This window comes from Bradyrhizobium sp. (assembly GCF_049519115.1).
Taxonomy (GTDB): Bacteria; Pseudomonadota; Alphaproteobacteria; order Rhizobiales; family Xanthobacteraceae; genus Bradyrhizobium.
In genome coordinates, this window is record NZ_JBEKRB010000058.1 from 25840 (window position 1) to 41596 (window position 15757).

At 60.5% G+C, this 15757-nt stretch carries 14 protein-coding genes; 8 read left to right on the forward strand and 6 right to left on the reverse strand.

Annotation, left to right across the window (positions count from 1 at the left end; all coding sequences use genetic code 11):
• The first annotated feature begins 127 nt into the window (after positions 1 to 127).
• Complete coding sequence (locus tag ABSE61_RS30230) at positions 128 to 2620, forward strand: TonB-dependent receptor (protein ID WP_423874826.1); 2493 nt, start codon at positions 128 to 130, stop codon at positions 2618 to 2620.
• Between the two features lie 64 nt (positions 2621 to 2684).
• On the opposite strand, the gene ABSE61_RS30235 is transcribed toward ABSE61_RS30230, so the two are convergent.
• From ABSE61_RS30235 to ABSE61_RS30245, 3 genes are all read right to left on the reverse strand, one after another.
• Positions 2685 to 3197, reverse strand: coding sequence for a GNAT family N-acetyltransferase (locus tag ABSE61_RS30235; RefSeq protein ID WP_423874827.1), 513 nt, complete (start codon positions 3195 to 3197; stop codon positions 2685 to 2687).
• A 195-nt stretch (positions 3198 to 3392) separates the two neighbouring features.
• Positions 3393 to 4373, reverse strand: a complete 981-nt coding sequence (locus ABSE61_RS30240) for a glycosyltransferase family 2 protein (RefSeq protein WP_423874843.1) — start codon at positions 4371 to 4373, stop codon at positions 3393 to 3395.
• A 123-nt stretch (positions 4374 to 4496) separates the two neighbouring features.
• Entirely contained in the window at positions 4497 to 4979 is a 483-nt protein-coding gene (locus tag ABSE61_RS30245) for an NUDIX domain-containing protein (RefSeq protein ID WP_423874844.1), read from the reverse strand.
• A 72-nt stretch (positions 4980 to 5051) separates the two neighbouring features.
• Between ABSE61_RS30245 and ABSE61_RS30250 the strand changes: the two genes are divergently transcribed.
• Positions 5052 to 5945 carry a metallophosphoesterase family protein gene (locus tag ABSE61_RS30250; RefSeq protein ID WP_423874828.1) on the forward strand — a complete coding sequence of 298 codons (894 nt, stop codon included), beginning with the start codon at positions 5052 to 5054 and terminating at the stop codon, positions 5943 to 5945.
• Positions 5946 to 5955: 10 nt separating this feature from the next.
• Here ABSE61_RS30250 and ABSE61_RS30255 read toward each other — a convergent pair whose 3' ends face one another.
• The 3 genes from ABSE61_RS30255 to ABSE61_RS30265 all read right to left on the reverse strand — a co-directional run bounded on the left by ABSE61_RS30255 (position 5956) and on the right by ABSE61_RS30265 (position 8735).
• Entirely contained in the window at positions 5956 to 6525 is a 570-nt protein-coding gene (locus ABSE61_RS30255; RefSeq protein ID WP_423874829.1) for a hypothetical protein, read from the reverse strand.
• A gap of 237 nt (positions 6526 to 6762) precedes the next feature.
• Complete coding sequence (locus tag ABSE61_RS30260; RefSeq protein ID WP_423874830.1) at positions 6763 to 6972, reverse strand: DUF4170 domain-containing protein; 210 nt, start codon at positions 6970 to 6972, stop codon at positions 6763 to 6765.
• 125 nt (positions 6973 to 7097) lie between these two features.
• Positions 7098 to 8735 (reverse strand): isocitrate lyase, encoded by a 1638-nt coding sequence (locus ABSE61_RS30265; protein ID WP_423874831.1) that lies wholly within the window; start codon positions 8733 to 8735, stop codon positions 7098 to 7100.
• A gap of 280 nt (positions 8736 to 9015) precedes the next feature.
• Here ABSE61_RS30265 and ABSE61_RS30270 point away from each other — a divergent pair, with 280 nt between their 5' ends.
• From ABSE61_RS30270 to ABSE61_RS30295, 6 genes are all read left to right on the forward strand, one after another.
• On the forward strand, positions 9016 to 10461 hold the full coding sequence (locus tag ABSE61_RS30270; protein WP_423874832.1) for a helix-turn-helix domain-containing protein: 1446 nt from the start codon (positions 9016 to 9018) through the stop codon (positions 10459 to 10461).
• A 117-nt stretch (positions 10462 to 10578) separates the two neighbouring features.
• Positions 10579 to 11799, forward strand: a complete 1221-nt coding sequence (gene sbmA, locus ABSE61_RS30275) for a peptide antibiotic transporter SbmA (RefSeq protein ID WP_423874833.1) — start codon at positions 10579 to 10581, stop codon at positions 11797 to 11799.
• Positions 11800 to 11826: 27 nt separating this feature from the next.
• The gene (locus ABSE61_RS30280; RefSeq protein WP_423874834.1) at positions 11827 to 12105 is read left to right on the forward strand and encodes a hypothetical protein; all 279 of its coding nucleotides are present in this window, start codon (positions 11827 to 11829) and stop codon (positions 12103 to 12105) included.
• A gap of 178 nt (positions 12106 to 12283) precedes the next feature.
• Positions 12284 to 13543: a lytic murein transglycosylase gene (locus ABSE61_RS30285; protein WP_423874845.1), complete on the forward strand. Its 1260-nt coding sequence runs from the start codon at positions 12284 to 12286 to the stop codon at positions 13541 to 13543.
• Between the two features lie 107 nt (positions 13544 to 13650).
• Positions 13651 to 14154 carry a DUF1993 domain-containing protein gene (locus ABSE61_RS30290; RefSeq protein WP_423874835.1) on the forward strand — a complete coding sequence of 168 codons (504 nt, stop codon included), beginning with the start codon at positions 13651 to 13653 and terminating at the stop codon, positions 14152 to 14154.
• Between the two features lie 196 nt (positions 14155 to 14350).
• Entirely contained in the window at positions 14351 to 15448 is a 1098-nt protein-coding gene (locus ABSE61_RS30295) for an alkene reductase (RefSeq protein ID WP_423874836.1), read from the forward strand.
• The last annotated feature ends 309 nt before the right edge of the window (positions 15449 to 15757 follow it).

Here is a 15757-nt window from a genome sequence, read left to right on the forward strand (position 1 = left end):
CCGCGTCGATGGCTGGTTTGCAGCCATGCGCGCGGGTTGAATCGATGTCGGTCCGTCACATCGACGGCACGCGCTACCTTCCGGATTTGTCGCGCACGACATCCGGGGCGCGCCTCAGGATCAGGACATGACAAGCTACCTCAAGCGAATTCTTCTTTTCTCCAGCTCGGTGCCGCTGCTGCTTGGCCCGGTAAACGCTTTCGCGCAAACGCCGGAACCACCGCCGCCGGCCGCCGCAAGCGCCCCGACGGAACTGCCGAGCGTCGAGGTGACCGCGCCGAAACAAACCGCCGCGGCGCCGAAGAAGCCGAAGCCGCACATCGCCGCCCGGAATCCGGTCTCCTCAACGACAGCGCAATCATCGACGTCGAATTCGTCCGTCACGCAGCCTTCCTTGCAAGCCGCTCAGCTCGCCGCGAAAAATGGCGTCTTCGACCAGGCGCGCGGCAATATCTTTACGACCGTCGGCACGAGTTCCGACACGATCGGCCACGACACCATCCAGGATCTGCCGGGAGGCACCAACCAGTCGGTGGAGCAAGTGCTGCTGCAGACCCCGGGGGTTTCGCAGGATTCCGCCGCCAGCGGATCGCTGCATGTCCGCAACGATCACGCCAACCTCCAGTTCCGGATCAACGGCGTGCTGTTGCCAGACGGCGTCACCGGCTTTGGCAGCATCTTCGACACCAGCTTCATCGGCAGCATGTCGCTGGTTACCGGCGCGTTGCCGGCCGAATACGGACTGCGCACGACCGGCCTCGTCGATATCACGACCCGCACCGATCTTTTCAACAATAGCGGCAGCGTCAGCATGTATGGCGGCAGCCACGGAACGATCGCGCCGAGCATCGAATATGGCGGCACGTTCGGCAGCACCTGCCCGGCAGCCACGACGACAACGCCCGGGTATACCAAGGCGCCATCCGCCGCCGATTGCTTCGCCGGCGTCCAATACTACTTCACCGGCCGCTATCTTCAGAACACGGTGGGCATCGAAAACCCGACCTCCGCTTACAATGCGATTCACGATTTCTCGCAGCAGGACAGAGGCTTCGCCTATATGTCGGCCATCGTCGACCCGACCACGCGGGTCAGCCTGATCGCCGGAACCGCGTATAACAACTTTCAGATTCCCAATAATCCGGGCCAGCCGACCGGACAGAGCGCGCTACCGGTCACGAATGCATTCGGTGCGACCAATTTCAATTCGGCGCAGCTCAATGAAAACCAGGTCGAGAAGACCCAATTCGCTGTGTTGTCGCTGCAGAAATCGGTCGACGGTTTTGACGGGCAGTTGTCCTATTTCACCCGTTACAACGAACTGCGTTTCACGCCGGATCCGATCGGCGACCTCCTGATCAACGGCATTGCTTCGAATGTCGGCCGCATCTCCTACACCAACGGCATCCAGGGCGACGGCTCCTACAAGGTCAACGACTCACACACGCTGCGCGCCGGCTTCTCCGTCAGCGGCGAGCAGGCGGCCGTCAGCAATACATCGCTGGTCGAGCCCTGCACGATTTGCGACGGCAGCGACAACGGCGCACCGGTCGGCATCACCGACAACGTCTCGAAACTAGGATGGCTGGCGGGGGTCTATGTTCAGGACGAGTGGAAACTGACCAACCAGCTCACGATGAACTACGGCGTGCGCTTCGATCAGATGGACCAATTCGTCAGCGCCAACCAGTTTAGTCCACGGCTGAGTTTCACCTACAAGGCGTTCGAGAACACCACGTTCCATGCGGGCTACGCGCGCTACTTCACCCCGCCGGTGCTGGTGGAAGCGGCGCCCGCCAATATCGCTTTGTTCGACAACACGACCGGCGCGGTACCGACCAACCAGGGAAACGATCCGGTGTTGCCGGAGCGCTCGCATTATTTCGATGCCGGTGTCGATCAGAAATTCAAATTCGGATGCGGCTCGGACCCGAAAAGCTGTTCGACGCTGGAACTCGGGGTCGACGCCTATTACAAGATCGCGACCGATCTGATCGACAATGGCCTGTTCGGTCAGGCGCTGGTGCTCAGCGCCTTCAACTATGCCCGCGGGTACAACGAAGGCATCGAATTCAAGGGGAAATTCACCAGCGGCAACTTGCAGGTCTACGGCAATGTCGCCGTGGCTCAACAGAGAGCGAACGATCCGGTGTCGAACCAATATTTGTTCGGCAACACACCGCTTGCGGATCTCGGCGGCTTGACGGAGCTTCAGTACCTTCAGACACACTTCGTCTATACCGACCACAACCAGTTCGTCACCGCTTCGGCCGGCGCCGTCTACTCGTTCTGCGGACGGCCGGCTACAGCGGCGGAAGCATTTGGCAATGATGGGCTATCCTGGTGCGGCGTCAAACTCAGCGCTGACATGATCTATGGCAGCGGTCTGCGCGACGGTGACGCCAACATCAGCACGGTGCCGTCGTATACGCAGGTCAATATCGGCATCAAGCGCGAATTCCTGCTGCCGAACGATCCAAAGCCGATGACCATTCGCTTCGACGTCGTCAATCTGTTCGACACGATCTATGAGATCAGGGACGGATCCGGCATCGGCGTGTTCGCTCCGCAATTCGGGCCGCGCCGCGGCTTCTTCCTCGGCATTTCGAAAAAGATTTGAGATACGCATGATGGCGGGATCGATACCGAGATTTTCGGTCCTGCCATCTTTTCCGATCGAACTTCTATCTCGCGAAGTCCCAATCCGGACGGACGGCGCCGGACACGCCGTCGAATGCGCCATCGACGAGTTCGGCGAACAGGAGCCGGCTGTAGTCGACCGGGCCGGGCATGCTCGCCCTTCCCTCGGGGACAGCCTTGAAGCCGATCCGGCGGTAATAAGCTTCGTCACCGACCAAGAGCACCAAACGGTGCCCCTTGGCCTTTGCGTCACGAAGTGCGCGTTCGAGCAACAGACGTCCGACCCCGCGGCCGCGAAACGACGGCTCGACAGTCAGCGGGCCGAGCAGCAACGCCTTGGTGTCACCGACGACAACCGGCAATTGCCGCACTGAGCCCACCAGCAATGTCCCGATCCACGCGGTGAACGACAGATCGAGCAAATGGTCGACATGCTCGCGTATCCGGTAAGCGCTCAGGACGAAGCGGCCGGGACCGAAGGTGCGCTCATGCAGACGCTCGATCGCTTGCGCGTCGTTGGCGGTTTCGGCCAGGATGGTCAGAGAGAGATCACTCATCAACGCGCGTCTATCTGCGAATGGCAGTGCTCCGATTCCGAAGTTCGTATCATATCGCGGCTCCACGTTTACGAACTTCGGAATCAAAGGAGCACTAGCATCTATATTTTCTAGTGCGGTTTAGAATTTGAAGTTTGTATGACAAGATTACCGCGAAACCGATAGAAACTTCAAATTCACCGCACTAGTGGTCCGTCAAGACCTATCGACAGGAGCCTGAGCTAGATAGGCCAGCAGCTTCATCTCCCGGCGTCCGCGCGTCACCGTGTCAAGCACAAGGCCGGACGACAGCGAGAGCATCGCCATAACCATCAAGCCCATCGACAAGACTGCTGTCGGCAGACGGGGAACGATACCCTGCTCAAGATAGGTGAAGAATACGGGAATCGCGAGGCCGATCGAGGCCAGCACCAGAAAAATGCCGATCCCGGTAAAGAAGCGCAACGGCTTTTCCGAGCGATAGAGCTTGAGGATGGTGCCGAGAATCCGGAAACCGTCGCGCCAGGTGTTGAGCTTGCTGATGGACCCTTCCGGGCGCGCATAATAAGGCGTTTCGATCTCGGCCGTCGGCAGCGACAGTTCCAGCGCATGGACGCTCAATTCGGTTTCTATCTCGAAGCCGTCCGACAACACCGGGAAGGATTTGACGAACCGCCGGGAGAATACCCGATAGCCGGAGAGAATATCCTTGAAGGCCTTGCCGAACACCGATGCGAGAAAGCTAGTCAACAGCCAGTTGCCGGTGCGATGGCCGGGCCGCCAGGCGGCCTCGGCCTGATCGACCCGCAAGCCCACCACCATGTCGAGATGATCTGACACCAGAGCCTCGATCATTTTCGGCGCGCTTGCCGGGTCATAGGTGGCATCGCCATCGACCAGGACGTAAATGTCGGCATCGACATCGGCGAACATGCGGCGGACCACGTGGCCCTTGCCCTGGCGGCGTTCGCTACGCACGGAGGCGCCGGCTTCGCGCGCTACCGCGGCGGTACGATCCGACGAGTTGTTGTCGTAGACGAAAATTTTAGCCGACGGCAGCACTTTACGAAAATCGGCAACCACGTTGGCGACCGCGGCTTCCTCGTTGAAACAAGGTACCAGAACAGCGATCCGCGGCTGTGCGGGCTGGCTTTGCGGGAATTCCGATTTCGCAAACTCCGCCAGCGCCGCTGCCATGCCGGCCAGATCGCCGCGAGGCTCTAGCGGGCGTTTGGGTTCCAGAACGGCGCTCATCAGCTAAATCCTTAACGATCGTTAGGGTTTTGAGGCCCGATCATAAGGACGCATCGCTAACGTTCTCTAACGCCAGGTGTGGCTTGGCAGCCTGTTTTCAATCACTTCCGAAATCCGCAGCCGCGTTCCCTTGGTCGTCTCCGCCGGCAAGGCCTGTATTTCGAAAAACCCGCATTCGACGATCTCGCGGTTCGGCTCCGGGAGCCGCTCCTGCCGAAACTGCCGGACTAGGTACAGCGCGACGTGATCGCGCCGGGAAACGTGACTGTTGAGATAGACGCCGAACAGCGTGGGCTCGCCGACCAGTTCGATTTGCCCCTCTTCCATCATTTCGCGCGTGAGAGCCTGGCGAAGCGTCTCGCCGGTTTCGACCCCGCCGCCCGGCAGATGCCAGCCGCTGACGTAGCTGTGCTTGACCAGAAACACGCGATTTTCGCCGTCAAGCACCACGGCGCGGACGCCGAGCGTCATGCCGCGCGCAAATCGCCAGTAGAGATGAAAGAGCCACCGCAGCGCCGGCTCAAGACGTCTTCGCAGGCCCTGCATCATCGCCGTCAAAACCTTGCACTCGGGATCACCTTGATCCTTGCATCCCGGTTACCGGCTTGCCAATACATTCGCATGGCGGCCTTCACCCTCGCTCATTTGTCCGACCCGCACTTGCCGCCGCTGCCAAGCCCGCGGCTTTCCGAACTCTTGGGCAAGCGCGCGCTCGGCTATCTGAACTGGACGCGCAACCGTCATCAATATCACCGGCGCGACGTACTCGATGTCCTGATGTCGGATTTGCAGGCACAGGTGCCGGACCACATCGCGGTCACCGGCGATCTCGTCAACCTGGCGTTGGAGGCCGAATTTGCCCCGGCCAAGGCCTGGCTCGAGAGTGTCGGGCCGCCGGAACGGGTGACCGTCGTTCCCGGCAATCACGATGCTTATGTGCGCGCGACCGCCGACCGATCCACCGATGAATGGGGAAGTTATCTTGCCGGCGACGATGCGCCGGCACATGGCGCGGTTTTTCCGGCGTTGCGCCGCCGCGGCCCGCTGGCGCTGATCGGGGTATCCTCGGCGGTGCCGACACCGCCGCTGATGGCGACGGGATGGCTTGGAAAAGACCAGATGGATTCGCTTGAACGTCTGCTCGCTACGCTGGCGTCCGAGCCCGCATTTCGCATCCTCCTGATCCATCATCCGCTGCGCTCCAATGCACACGCCAAGCGCCTGACCGATGGGCCGGAACTGCTTTCGCTTTTGAAACAGCACGGCGTCGAACTGGTTCTGCACGGCCACGATCACGTCCATTCGACGATGTGGGTCGAGGGGCCAAGCGGATCGTCGATACCGGTAATCGGCGTGCCTTCGGCTTCCGCGCGGGCGCACGGTCATTATCCCGATGCCGCCTACAACCTGTTTTCAATCGCACGCGACGACGATGGATGGCGCTGCCGGCAAACCGTGCGGGGCATCAACGAAGCGCTTCAGGTTCGCGAAATTCGACGCGTGCAGCTGACGTAGCGTGCGCGACCTAGAAGCTGTTGAAGCTCGCAAACAATGCGAGGCCAAACAGCGCCAGCGCACCGAGGAGGAAGCCAAGCGCGAACGGCCAGAACCGGCCACGGCGGCGCTTTTCGGCCGGGACCGAATTCTGCTGGGCGGTCATCGGCGGCGCCGCGAGCGCGTGTTCGCGCTCAATCATGCGACGCGCGACATAATCGGTAACCGCATCGGCGATGACCGGCACATCATGGGATTCCGCGATCACGATGCGGCCGAAACGGGTATCCTGCACGAAGCGATAGGCGCGCTTGTCGCGGCCCATCACGATATGGGCGACCACGTCGATCCACAGCCGGGGCGTCTCGCCCTGGCTGATGCCGCGATCGAACAGATCGACATGATCGGGGATTTGCGCAAACAGCGGGTCCAGCGCTTCACTCAAAATTTCGAGCCGCGCCACTTCCGCATCACGCAGATCGACGACGACGCCGGTGCGATCGGCAGCCTCGATGCGCGCCTTGCGGAGCGCATCGCGCAAGCGCGTCGGCCGCGCTTCGGCCGCTGACCCGCCACTTTCGATGTTTTGTGCCTCTGCCATCGGCTTCACGTCCCGTCCTGATCAACCCAGAAAAGTCGCATTAACCTATCAGTAACCCTGCCATCCGCAAAGAGCCGTTTATTCCCAAAGGCTTATACTAGTGTCCTTGTCCTGACATTCGCGGCGATGCTGAAAGGAACGTCAGAGCCGTCACACCGGCCCCAAAAACGAACGCAGCCCCGCCACCCCCGAAGGGGTGACGAGGCTGCGCCCGTCCTTGGACGTCTTCTTAAAAGATCAGGCCATCACGCGCGCGGGTTCTTCCACGATCGAGAAGCGCACACCGGCCTTGTGGCGGTTCTCTTCCGAAACCTCGCGCCAGCAATCTTCGGCCTCCGCGCGGCTCTTGAAGGGGCCTTTGACCTGGGCCGAGCCTTCCACGAGCTTGTGGAAGTTCATCGAACCGAACTCGCCGCCGATCACCCAGAAATTGCTACCGTGCTTCATCGTCAGTCTCCTTTTGCTATGGCCCGATCAGTCCGGAATTCGACCGGACGCCAGACCGATCAACTAGTCGTTGGATCTGAGCATGATCTTTTCGGAAAACCGGTTTACACTTTTCCGATCATGCTCTAGCCGAACTGGTTCATCGTGTTGTGGGCGCCACCCGCCTTCAGGGCAGCTTCGCCGGCGAAGTACTCCTTGTGATCGTCGCCGATGTTGGAGCCGGCCATGTTCTGATGCTTCACGCAGGCGATGCCCTGACGGATCTCGGCGCGCTGGACGTTCTTCACATAGCCGAGCATGCCCTGCTCGCCGAAATATTCCCTCGCCAGATTGTCGGTCGAGAGCGCCGCCGTGTGATAGGTCGGCAACGTGATCAGATGGTGGAAGATGCCGGCGCGCTTCGCCGAGTCGGCCTGGAAGGTGCGGATACGCTCGTCAGCTTCCTTCGCCAGCGGCGTGTCATCGTATTCCGCCTTCATCAGCTCGGCGCGATTATACTTGCTGACGTCTTGCCCGGCTTCCTTCATCGCATCGTAGACCTGCCAACGGAAGTTCAGCGTCCAGTTGAAAGATGGCGAGTTGTTGTAGGCCAGCTTCGCGTTCGGGATCACCTTGCGGATCCGATCGACCATCCTGGCGATCTGCTCGATATGCGGCTTCTCGGTTTCGATCCACAGCAGGTCGGCGCCGTTCTGCAGCGAGGTCACGCAATCCAGCACGCAGCGATCTTCGCCGGTACCCGGGCGGAACTGATAGAGATTGCTGGGCAACCGCTTCGGACGCATCATCTTGCCGTGCCGGTTGATGATGACATCGCCATTGCGGGCATTGTCGGCCGTCATTTCCTCGCAATCGAGGAAGCTGTTGTACTGGTCGCCGAGGTCGCCGGGCTTGTGACTCACGGCGATCTGCTGGGTGAGGCCGGCTCCAAGCGAGTCGGTGCGGGTCACGACGACGCCGTCTTCGACGCCCAGTTCGAGGAACGCGTGGCGGCAGGCGCGAATTTTCGCGAGGAAGACGTCGTGCGGCACGGTCACCTTGCCGTCCTGGTGTCCGCACTGCTTTTCGTCCGAGACCTGGTTTTCGATTTGAAGAGCGCAGGCGCCCGCTTCGATCATCTTCTTGGCAAGCAGATAGGTGGCTTCCGCATTACCGAAGCCGGCATCGATGTCGGCGATAACGGGGACAACATGGGTCTGGAAGCTGTCGATCTTCCCGATCAGCGCCTTCTCCTTTGCCTTGTCGCCTTCCTTGCGGGCGGCATCGAGTGATCGGAAGATATCGTTCAGCTCGCGCGAGTCGGCCTGACGCAGGAAGGTATAGAGCTCTTCGATCAGGGCCGGCACCGAGGTCTTCTCGTGCATCGACTGGTCAGGCAGCGGTCCGAACTCGGAGCGGAGCGCCGCGATCATCCAGCCGGACAGGTACAGGTAGCGGCGATCGGTCGTGCCGAAGTGCTTCTTGACCGAGATCAGCTTCTGCTGGGCGATGAAGCCATGCCAGCAGCCCAGCGACTGGGTGTACTTGGTGGGGTCGCCGTCATAGGCGGCCATGTCGGTCCGCATCAGCGCCGCGGTGTAGCGCGCGATGTCGAGGCCGGTCTTGAAGCGGTTCTGCAAGCGCATGCGCGCGACGGCCTCGGCCGTCACCCCGTTCCAGGTCGGCTTGGTGTCGAGGAGCGCGTGCGCCGCCTCGAGCTCGCTCTGATACGAGGCCGGACCCTGGAGCGCCTGATCGCCGATCCCGCGTGGCTGATAGTTCATGTTCTTAGTCCTTCTCACTGGCGACAGACCTGCAGCGCCGCCGCTATTCTCGACATTCGTGACAATACGCTGCGAAATGCGTGTCAGGAGATAAACGCGATGCTCGCCAATTGGTAAATACCGCTTGATTCCGAATGGTGATGTCATGTAACATGTGTACTTGTGATATTAGTTATTTTGTAAATTTTGTCACAAATCGGAATAACGGCGCCACTCGCGTGTAAAGACTTGGGACAATCGACCCGTTTCGTCGGAACCGGGCTCGCATCAGGACGAAACGATGCCTGCGGATTCCGGAAAAAAGCTGTTTGTCGGTCCCCGCTTCCGGCGCATCCGCCAGCAGCTTGGGCTGTCGCAGACCCAGATCGCCGAAGGCCTCGGCATCTCGCCGAGCTACATCAACCTGATCGAGCGCAACCAGCGCCCGGTGACCGCGCAAATCCTGCTCCGCCTGGCGGAGACCTACGATCTCGATCTGCGCGACCTTGCCACCGCCGACGAGGACCGCTTCTTCGCCGAACTGAACGAGATCTTTTCCGATCCGCTGTTTCGACAGATCGACCTGCCAAAACAGGAACTGCGCGATCTCGCCGAACTTTGCCCCGGCGTCACCCATGCGCTGCAACGGCTGTATGCGGCCTATGCCGAGGCCCGCCGCGGCGAGACGATGGTTGCGGCCCAAATGGCCGATCGCGACGAAGGCGCGCGCTTCGAGGCCAATCCGATCGAACGCGTGCGCGATCTGATCGAGGCCAACCGCAACTATTTTCCCGAGCTCGAGACATCAGCGGAAAACCTGCGCGACGAACTGAACGTGCCTTCGGAAGAATTGTTTGCCGCGCTCTCGGCGCGCTTGCGCGAAAAGCATTCGATCCTCACCCGCATCATGCCGGTCGACGTCATGCGCGAGACGCTGCGCCGCTTCGACCGTCATCGCCGGCAGCTCCTGATCTCGGAACTGGTCGACGGCCCCGGCCGCGCGTTTCAGCTCGCCTTTCAGATCGGGCTCACCGAATGCACCGGCACAATCGACACCATCATTGGCCGTGCCGGACCGCTGGACGATGCGCCGCGGAGGCTCTACCGGATCACGCTTGCGAATTATTTTGCGGCCGCAGCGATGATGCCGTACCAGCCGTTTCAGACCGCAGCCGAAGCGCTCGGCTACGATCTCAGCGTGCTATCGCAGCGCTTCAACGCCGGCTTCGAACAAGTGTGTCACCGCCTGACCACGTTGCAGCGGCCCAATTCGCGCGGCGTACCCTTCTTCATGCTGCGCGTCGACAATGCCGGCAATGTCTCCAAACGGTTTTCCTCCGGCACGTTCCCGTTTTCGAAATTCGGCGGCACCTGTCCGCTGTGGAACGTACATTCAACTTTTGACACGCCGGATCGTCTGTTGAGCCAGGTGATCGAATTGCCTGACGGCACGCGCTACTTCTCGATCGCGCAGGTGGTGCGGCGTCCGGCGGCGCCGCACACGCAGCCACAGCCTCGCTTTGCGATCGGACTGGGCTGCGAAATCCGGCACGCGTCGAAACTCGTCTATGCCAGCGGGCTCAATCTCGAAGCTGCCGAGGGCGCCCCGATCGGCGTCAACTGCCGGCTGTGCGAACGCGAAAATTGCAGCCAGCGCGCCGAACCGCCGATCACCCGAACGCTCATCCTCGACGAAAATACGCGGCGGATGTCGTCGTTTGTCTTCTCCAATGCGCGAGAATTGTAAGCGGTACACCCGGCGTCAAGGCGTAATCGACCGATCCCGTCGGTTGGCTATTCCGGCCGAGCCGCTATGGTGTCCTGAACTACCGGCCATCCGGCCCTACAAATTGGATATCCCGAAATGTTCGTTTCGTTTTTCCCCCGCCCAAAACTGTTCTTCTGGTCGGCTGTCGTCTGGACCGCAATTTCGATGGCGGTTTGGTACGGCTATGTGAGCGGTCTCACTCAATCCTCGACGCCGGGAATCGTGGGCGTTGCGCTGTTCTGGTCGGCGCCTTCGTTATGGTTCGACCTATATTTCCTGATCGCGGTCGCGATTTTCGCCGGTTTCTGGATGACACTCGCTCCGCACTCGTGGGCCAACTGGTCCATCCTCGGATCGGCGCTGATCCTGTTCACCTCTTACTTCCAGGTTCAGGTCAGCGTCGCCATCAACAGCTGGTACGGACCGTTCTACGATCTGGTGCAGGCGGCACTGTCGAAATCCAAACCGGTCACGATCGAACAGTTCTACGGAGAACTATCGACGTTTTCCGGTATCGCACTGGTCGCGGTCGTGGTCGGCGTGCTGACGCGGTTTTTCGTCAGCCATTACATCTTCCGCTGGCGCACCGCGATGAACGATTTTTACGTAGAGAACTGGCCGCGGCTGCGCACGATCGAAGGCGCCTCGCAACGCGTGCAGGAAGACACCATGCGTTTTGCCACCACAGTGGAGGGCCTCGGCGTCAACCTGATCAGCGCCGTGCTGACCCTGCTCGCTTTCCTGCCGGTGCTGTTGCGGCTGTCGAGCAACATCACCGAACTGCCTCTGATCGGCTCGATTCCCTATCCGCTCGTCATCGCCGCGGTGGGATGGTCGTTGCTCGGCACCGGCGCGCTCGCCTTGATCGGGATTCGCCTGCCCGGCATCGAATTCTTCAATCAACGGGTCGAGGCCGCGTATCGCAAGGAATTGGTGCTTGGCGAAGACGATTCCACGCATGCCGACCCGCCGACGTTGGCGATGCTGTTTGCGAATATTCGTCACAACTATTTTCGGCTGTATCTGAACTTCCTGTATTTCAACGTCGGCCGCATTGTCTATCTACAGGTCGACGTCATTTTTCCCTACATTCTGCTTGGGCCCACGATCGTCGCCGGCAAGATCACGCTGGGTGCGATGAACCAGATCCTGAACGCGTTTACGCAAGTGCGGACCTCGTTCCAGTATCTCGTCAATTCTTGGAGCACGATCGTGGAGCTGATTTCGATCTACCAGCGGTTACGCGCCTTTGAGGCCACCATTCACGGCGACCCGTTACCGCCGATCGAAGCCGAGGCGGAACCGCAGTCGTTGTGAACGATTAACCCGAAAAGGGAGATTCCGATGAGACGACAGATTCTTGCAGGCGCGGCGGCGCTTATTCTCGCCACCGCAATGACCTCGGGAGCGACGGCTTCCGACCATCGCGGCGCGGGCGGCCATCACCGGCGTCACGGTCATCGTGTCGTCGGCGTCTATGAGGGCCAGGATGCCGGGACCTACTCCGGGGGCCACTATACCAGCCTTGGTCCGTTGGGCTTCACGCTGGGACCGCCGCCGGGACGCGGCACTTGCGGACCTAACTGCGTTACGGGGTCGTCAGTCTCCGCCTGGTCGTACTAGTGGTTCGATTCCGATATTTGCAAAAGGGCTGCCTCGGCGGCCCTTTTGTTTGGGTGCACGAAGCGAGAAAAGAATGGTAGTGGAAACAACATCGAAGTTGATTTCCGACCGGGTACCCATGCGGCTATTTTCGAAACCCCTCCTCGTCACCGTCAGCCTTGTCATCGTTAGCCTTGCGATGCACGCGAGCGCAGCCTGGGCACAGGCCACAGCACCGGGGTTTCCGGCGCCAGCACGTGCCACGCCTGCTCCGCGCGCCGCCAGTTGCCATAACGGCGCGAACTTCGATCGCTTTTTGGCCGACCTGAAGCAGCAGGCAATGGCGGCAGGCGTCTCGCAGCGCGCGATCAGCGAGGCCGCGCCGTACCTCGTCTACGACCAGGGCATCGTCAACCGCGATCGCGGCCAGCGCGTGTTCGGCCAGGTGTTCACCGAATTCTCCGGCCGCATGGCAGCGCCGTACCGGATGCAGCAGGGTCAGGCGCGGATTAAAACCTACGCGGCCGCATTTGCGCGCGCCGAAAAGGAATACGGCGTACCGCCGGCGGTAATCGCAGCGTTCTGGGGCCTGGAAAGCGACTTCGGCGCCAACATGGGTACCTTGCCGACGCTGCGCTCGCTGGTGTCGCTGGCCTATGATTGCAGGCGTTCAGCGCGGTTCGCAGGCGAGACCATCGCCGCACTGAAAATCATCGACCGCGGCGATCTCACGCCGGATGAAATGATCGGCTCCTGGGCCGGCGAACTCGGTCAGACGCAATTTCTGCCGACACATTATTTCAACTATGCGGTGGACTATGGCGGCCGGCGCAATCTCTTGAGCAGCCCGGAGGACGTGATCGGCTCGACCGCGAACTACATCGCCAACGGTCTGAAATGGAAACGCGGCGAGCCCTGGTTGCAGGAAGTGCGCGTGACAACAGCGGCCAATTTCCCCTGGGATCAGGCCGATCTGACGATCCGCCTTCCGCGTTCGAAATGGGCCCAGCTTGGCGTCAAATATCCAGATGGCAAGCCGCTGCCGGACGACGATATGCCGGCTTCGCTGCTAATGCCGATGGGCCGCGCCGGGCCGGCCTTCCTCGCCTACGCCAATTTTGCCGCCTACACCGAATGGAATAACTCGCTGATCTATTCGACCACCGCCGGCTATCTCGCCACGAGAATTGCGGGCGCGCCGCCGATGCAGCGGCCGACCGCGCCGGTGGCGCAATTGCCGTTCAACGAGTTGCGGGAATTGCAGCAGCTTCTGGTGCGCGCCGGCTACGACGTCGGCAAGGTGGATGGCGTGATGGGCCAGCAGAGCCGCACGGCCGTGAAGGCAATGCAGATCAAATTCGGTTTGCCGGCAGACTCCTGGCCGACCGCCGAATTGCTGGCGCGGATGCGCGGCTCCCGCGCGCAGCCGGCCGCAGCGGCTGCTCAGCCGGCAAGGTAATTTCCCGCCGGGTTTCGACCCCAACAGAGTTGTATTGTTCCATAGCTGATCCCATTTGTAGCATGGGCCATTCGGCTGCAACCATCCACGCCACGAAAGAGCATCGCATGTCCTTCTATGACGCCTCCGTTCCTGCCTTCCTGCAAATCCTCGGCAGCCTCTCCGGCATTCTCGCCAAGGCGGAGGCGCACTGCGCCGCAAAAAATATTCAGCCCGAGGTGCTGCTCAGCGCACGGCTCTATCCGGACATGCTGCCGCTGTCGAAGCAAATTCAACTGGCGTGCGATTTCTCCAGCAAGGGCTGCGCCCGGCTCGCCCATGTCGATGTGCCGTCAACGCCCGACACCGAGAAGACATTCGCAGAATTGCGGCAACGGCTGGCCAGGACCAGCGACTACCTCAAGAAGTTCACGCCCGCGCAGTTCGAAGGCGCAGACCAGCGCGAAGTCACCTTCCCGATCGGCCCCGATAAAACCCTGACGCTGAAGGGTCAGGAATTCCTCAATCGCTTTGCATTCACGAATTTCTATTTCCACGCCGCGACCGCCCACGGCATCCTTCGTCACAATGGCGTCGAGATCGGAAAGCGCGATTTTCTGGGCGTGGCCTGAGCCGCAAGGCGACGGGCAAAAACACCAAAACAGGCACCGGGACGAGGACGGACCTATCTTGCCCGGGTCTGTTTTGGGTAAATCATACCGACTTGCGATTTCGTGATCGTGGTGGCCTTGTCCATGGTCTGTGGCAATGCACAATTCTAGTCACACGTTCCCGCCTGCTTTCTCTAACCAACCGAGATCACAAAAAATGAGCACGTCCAAACTTCTCGAACCGTTCAAGCTTGGTCCGATCACACTCCCCAATCGCTTTGCGATGGCGCCATTAACCCGTAACCGCGCTCTGGAGGGCCTCGTGCCTAATCCGCTCGCGGTTGAATATTATGGACAGCGGGCCTCCGCCGGATTGCTGATCACTGAAGCCACTCAGGTTTCGAAGCAGGGTCAGGGATATCAGGATACCCCCGGCATTTATTCGAAAGAACAAATCGCTGGATGGCGCAAGGTCACCGAACGCGTGCATGCGCAAGGCGGCCACATCTTCCTTCAGCTCTGGCATGTCGGCCGCATCTCGCATACCTCGCTGCAACCGAACGGCGGCGCACCGGTAGCGCCCTCTGCGATCCTCGCCAAGACCAAGACCTTCGTCGGCGGCACCTTCGCAGACGTTTCCGAACCTCGCGCGCTCGAGCTTTCGGAAATTCCCGGCATTATCGACAGCTTCAAGAAGGGTGCGGGCAACGCGATCGCGGCCGGCTTCGACGGTGTCGAGGTTCATGGCGCCAACGGCTATCTCTTGGATCAGTTCGCCCGGGATGGCTCCAACAAGCGCACCGATGCATATGGCGGCGGAATCGAAAACCGCGCCAAACTGATGCTGGAAGTGACGAAGGCCGTGGTTACCGAAGTTGGCGCCGAGCGCACCGGCATCCGCATCTCGCCGGTGACACCTTCAAACGATATTTCCGATTCCAACCCGCAGGCATTATTCGACTACATCGTCGATCACCTCAACGCGTTGAAGCTGGTCTATATCCACGTCATTGAAGGCGCAACCGGCGGCGCGCGCGACATCGCGCCGTTCGACTATCGTTCGCTGCGCAACCGTTTCAAAGGCGCCTACATCGCCAACAATGGCTACGACTTTGAACTCGCCAACAAGGTGTTGTCGGCCAACGAAGCTGACCTGATCGCGTTCGGGAAACTATTCATTTCCAATCCCGATCTCGTCGAGCGCTTCAAGCGCGGCGCGCCGCTCAACGACTTCGACAAGGCTACATTCTACGGTGGCGGTGCCAAGGGATACACGGATTATCCGGTGCTTCAATCCGCGGCCGCGGCGGAGTGATATTCAGGCATTGAGAGCCGCAATCCCGGAAGACGTCAGGCGTGGTCCAAGCTTGGGCCACGCCTGACGACATCTTCCGTGGTGCACATCTACAAGATGGCATCCGATAGCTGATCCCGGCGCCGGTCAGAGCCGAGAGCCGATCGTTACGGTCCACGTAGAACCCTCCAGCCCCTCACGTTGACGGGGCTAAGAGCCGGACTGAAAAAGAAGCTGAGTGATTTCAGCCAGTTGTGATTCCTTCGGATTTGCAAAGATTCGAGGGAGAGCACGATGGCCTGGACTGAAATCACTCGCCGACATTATAGG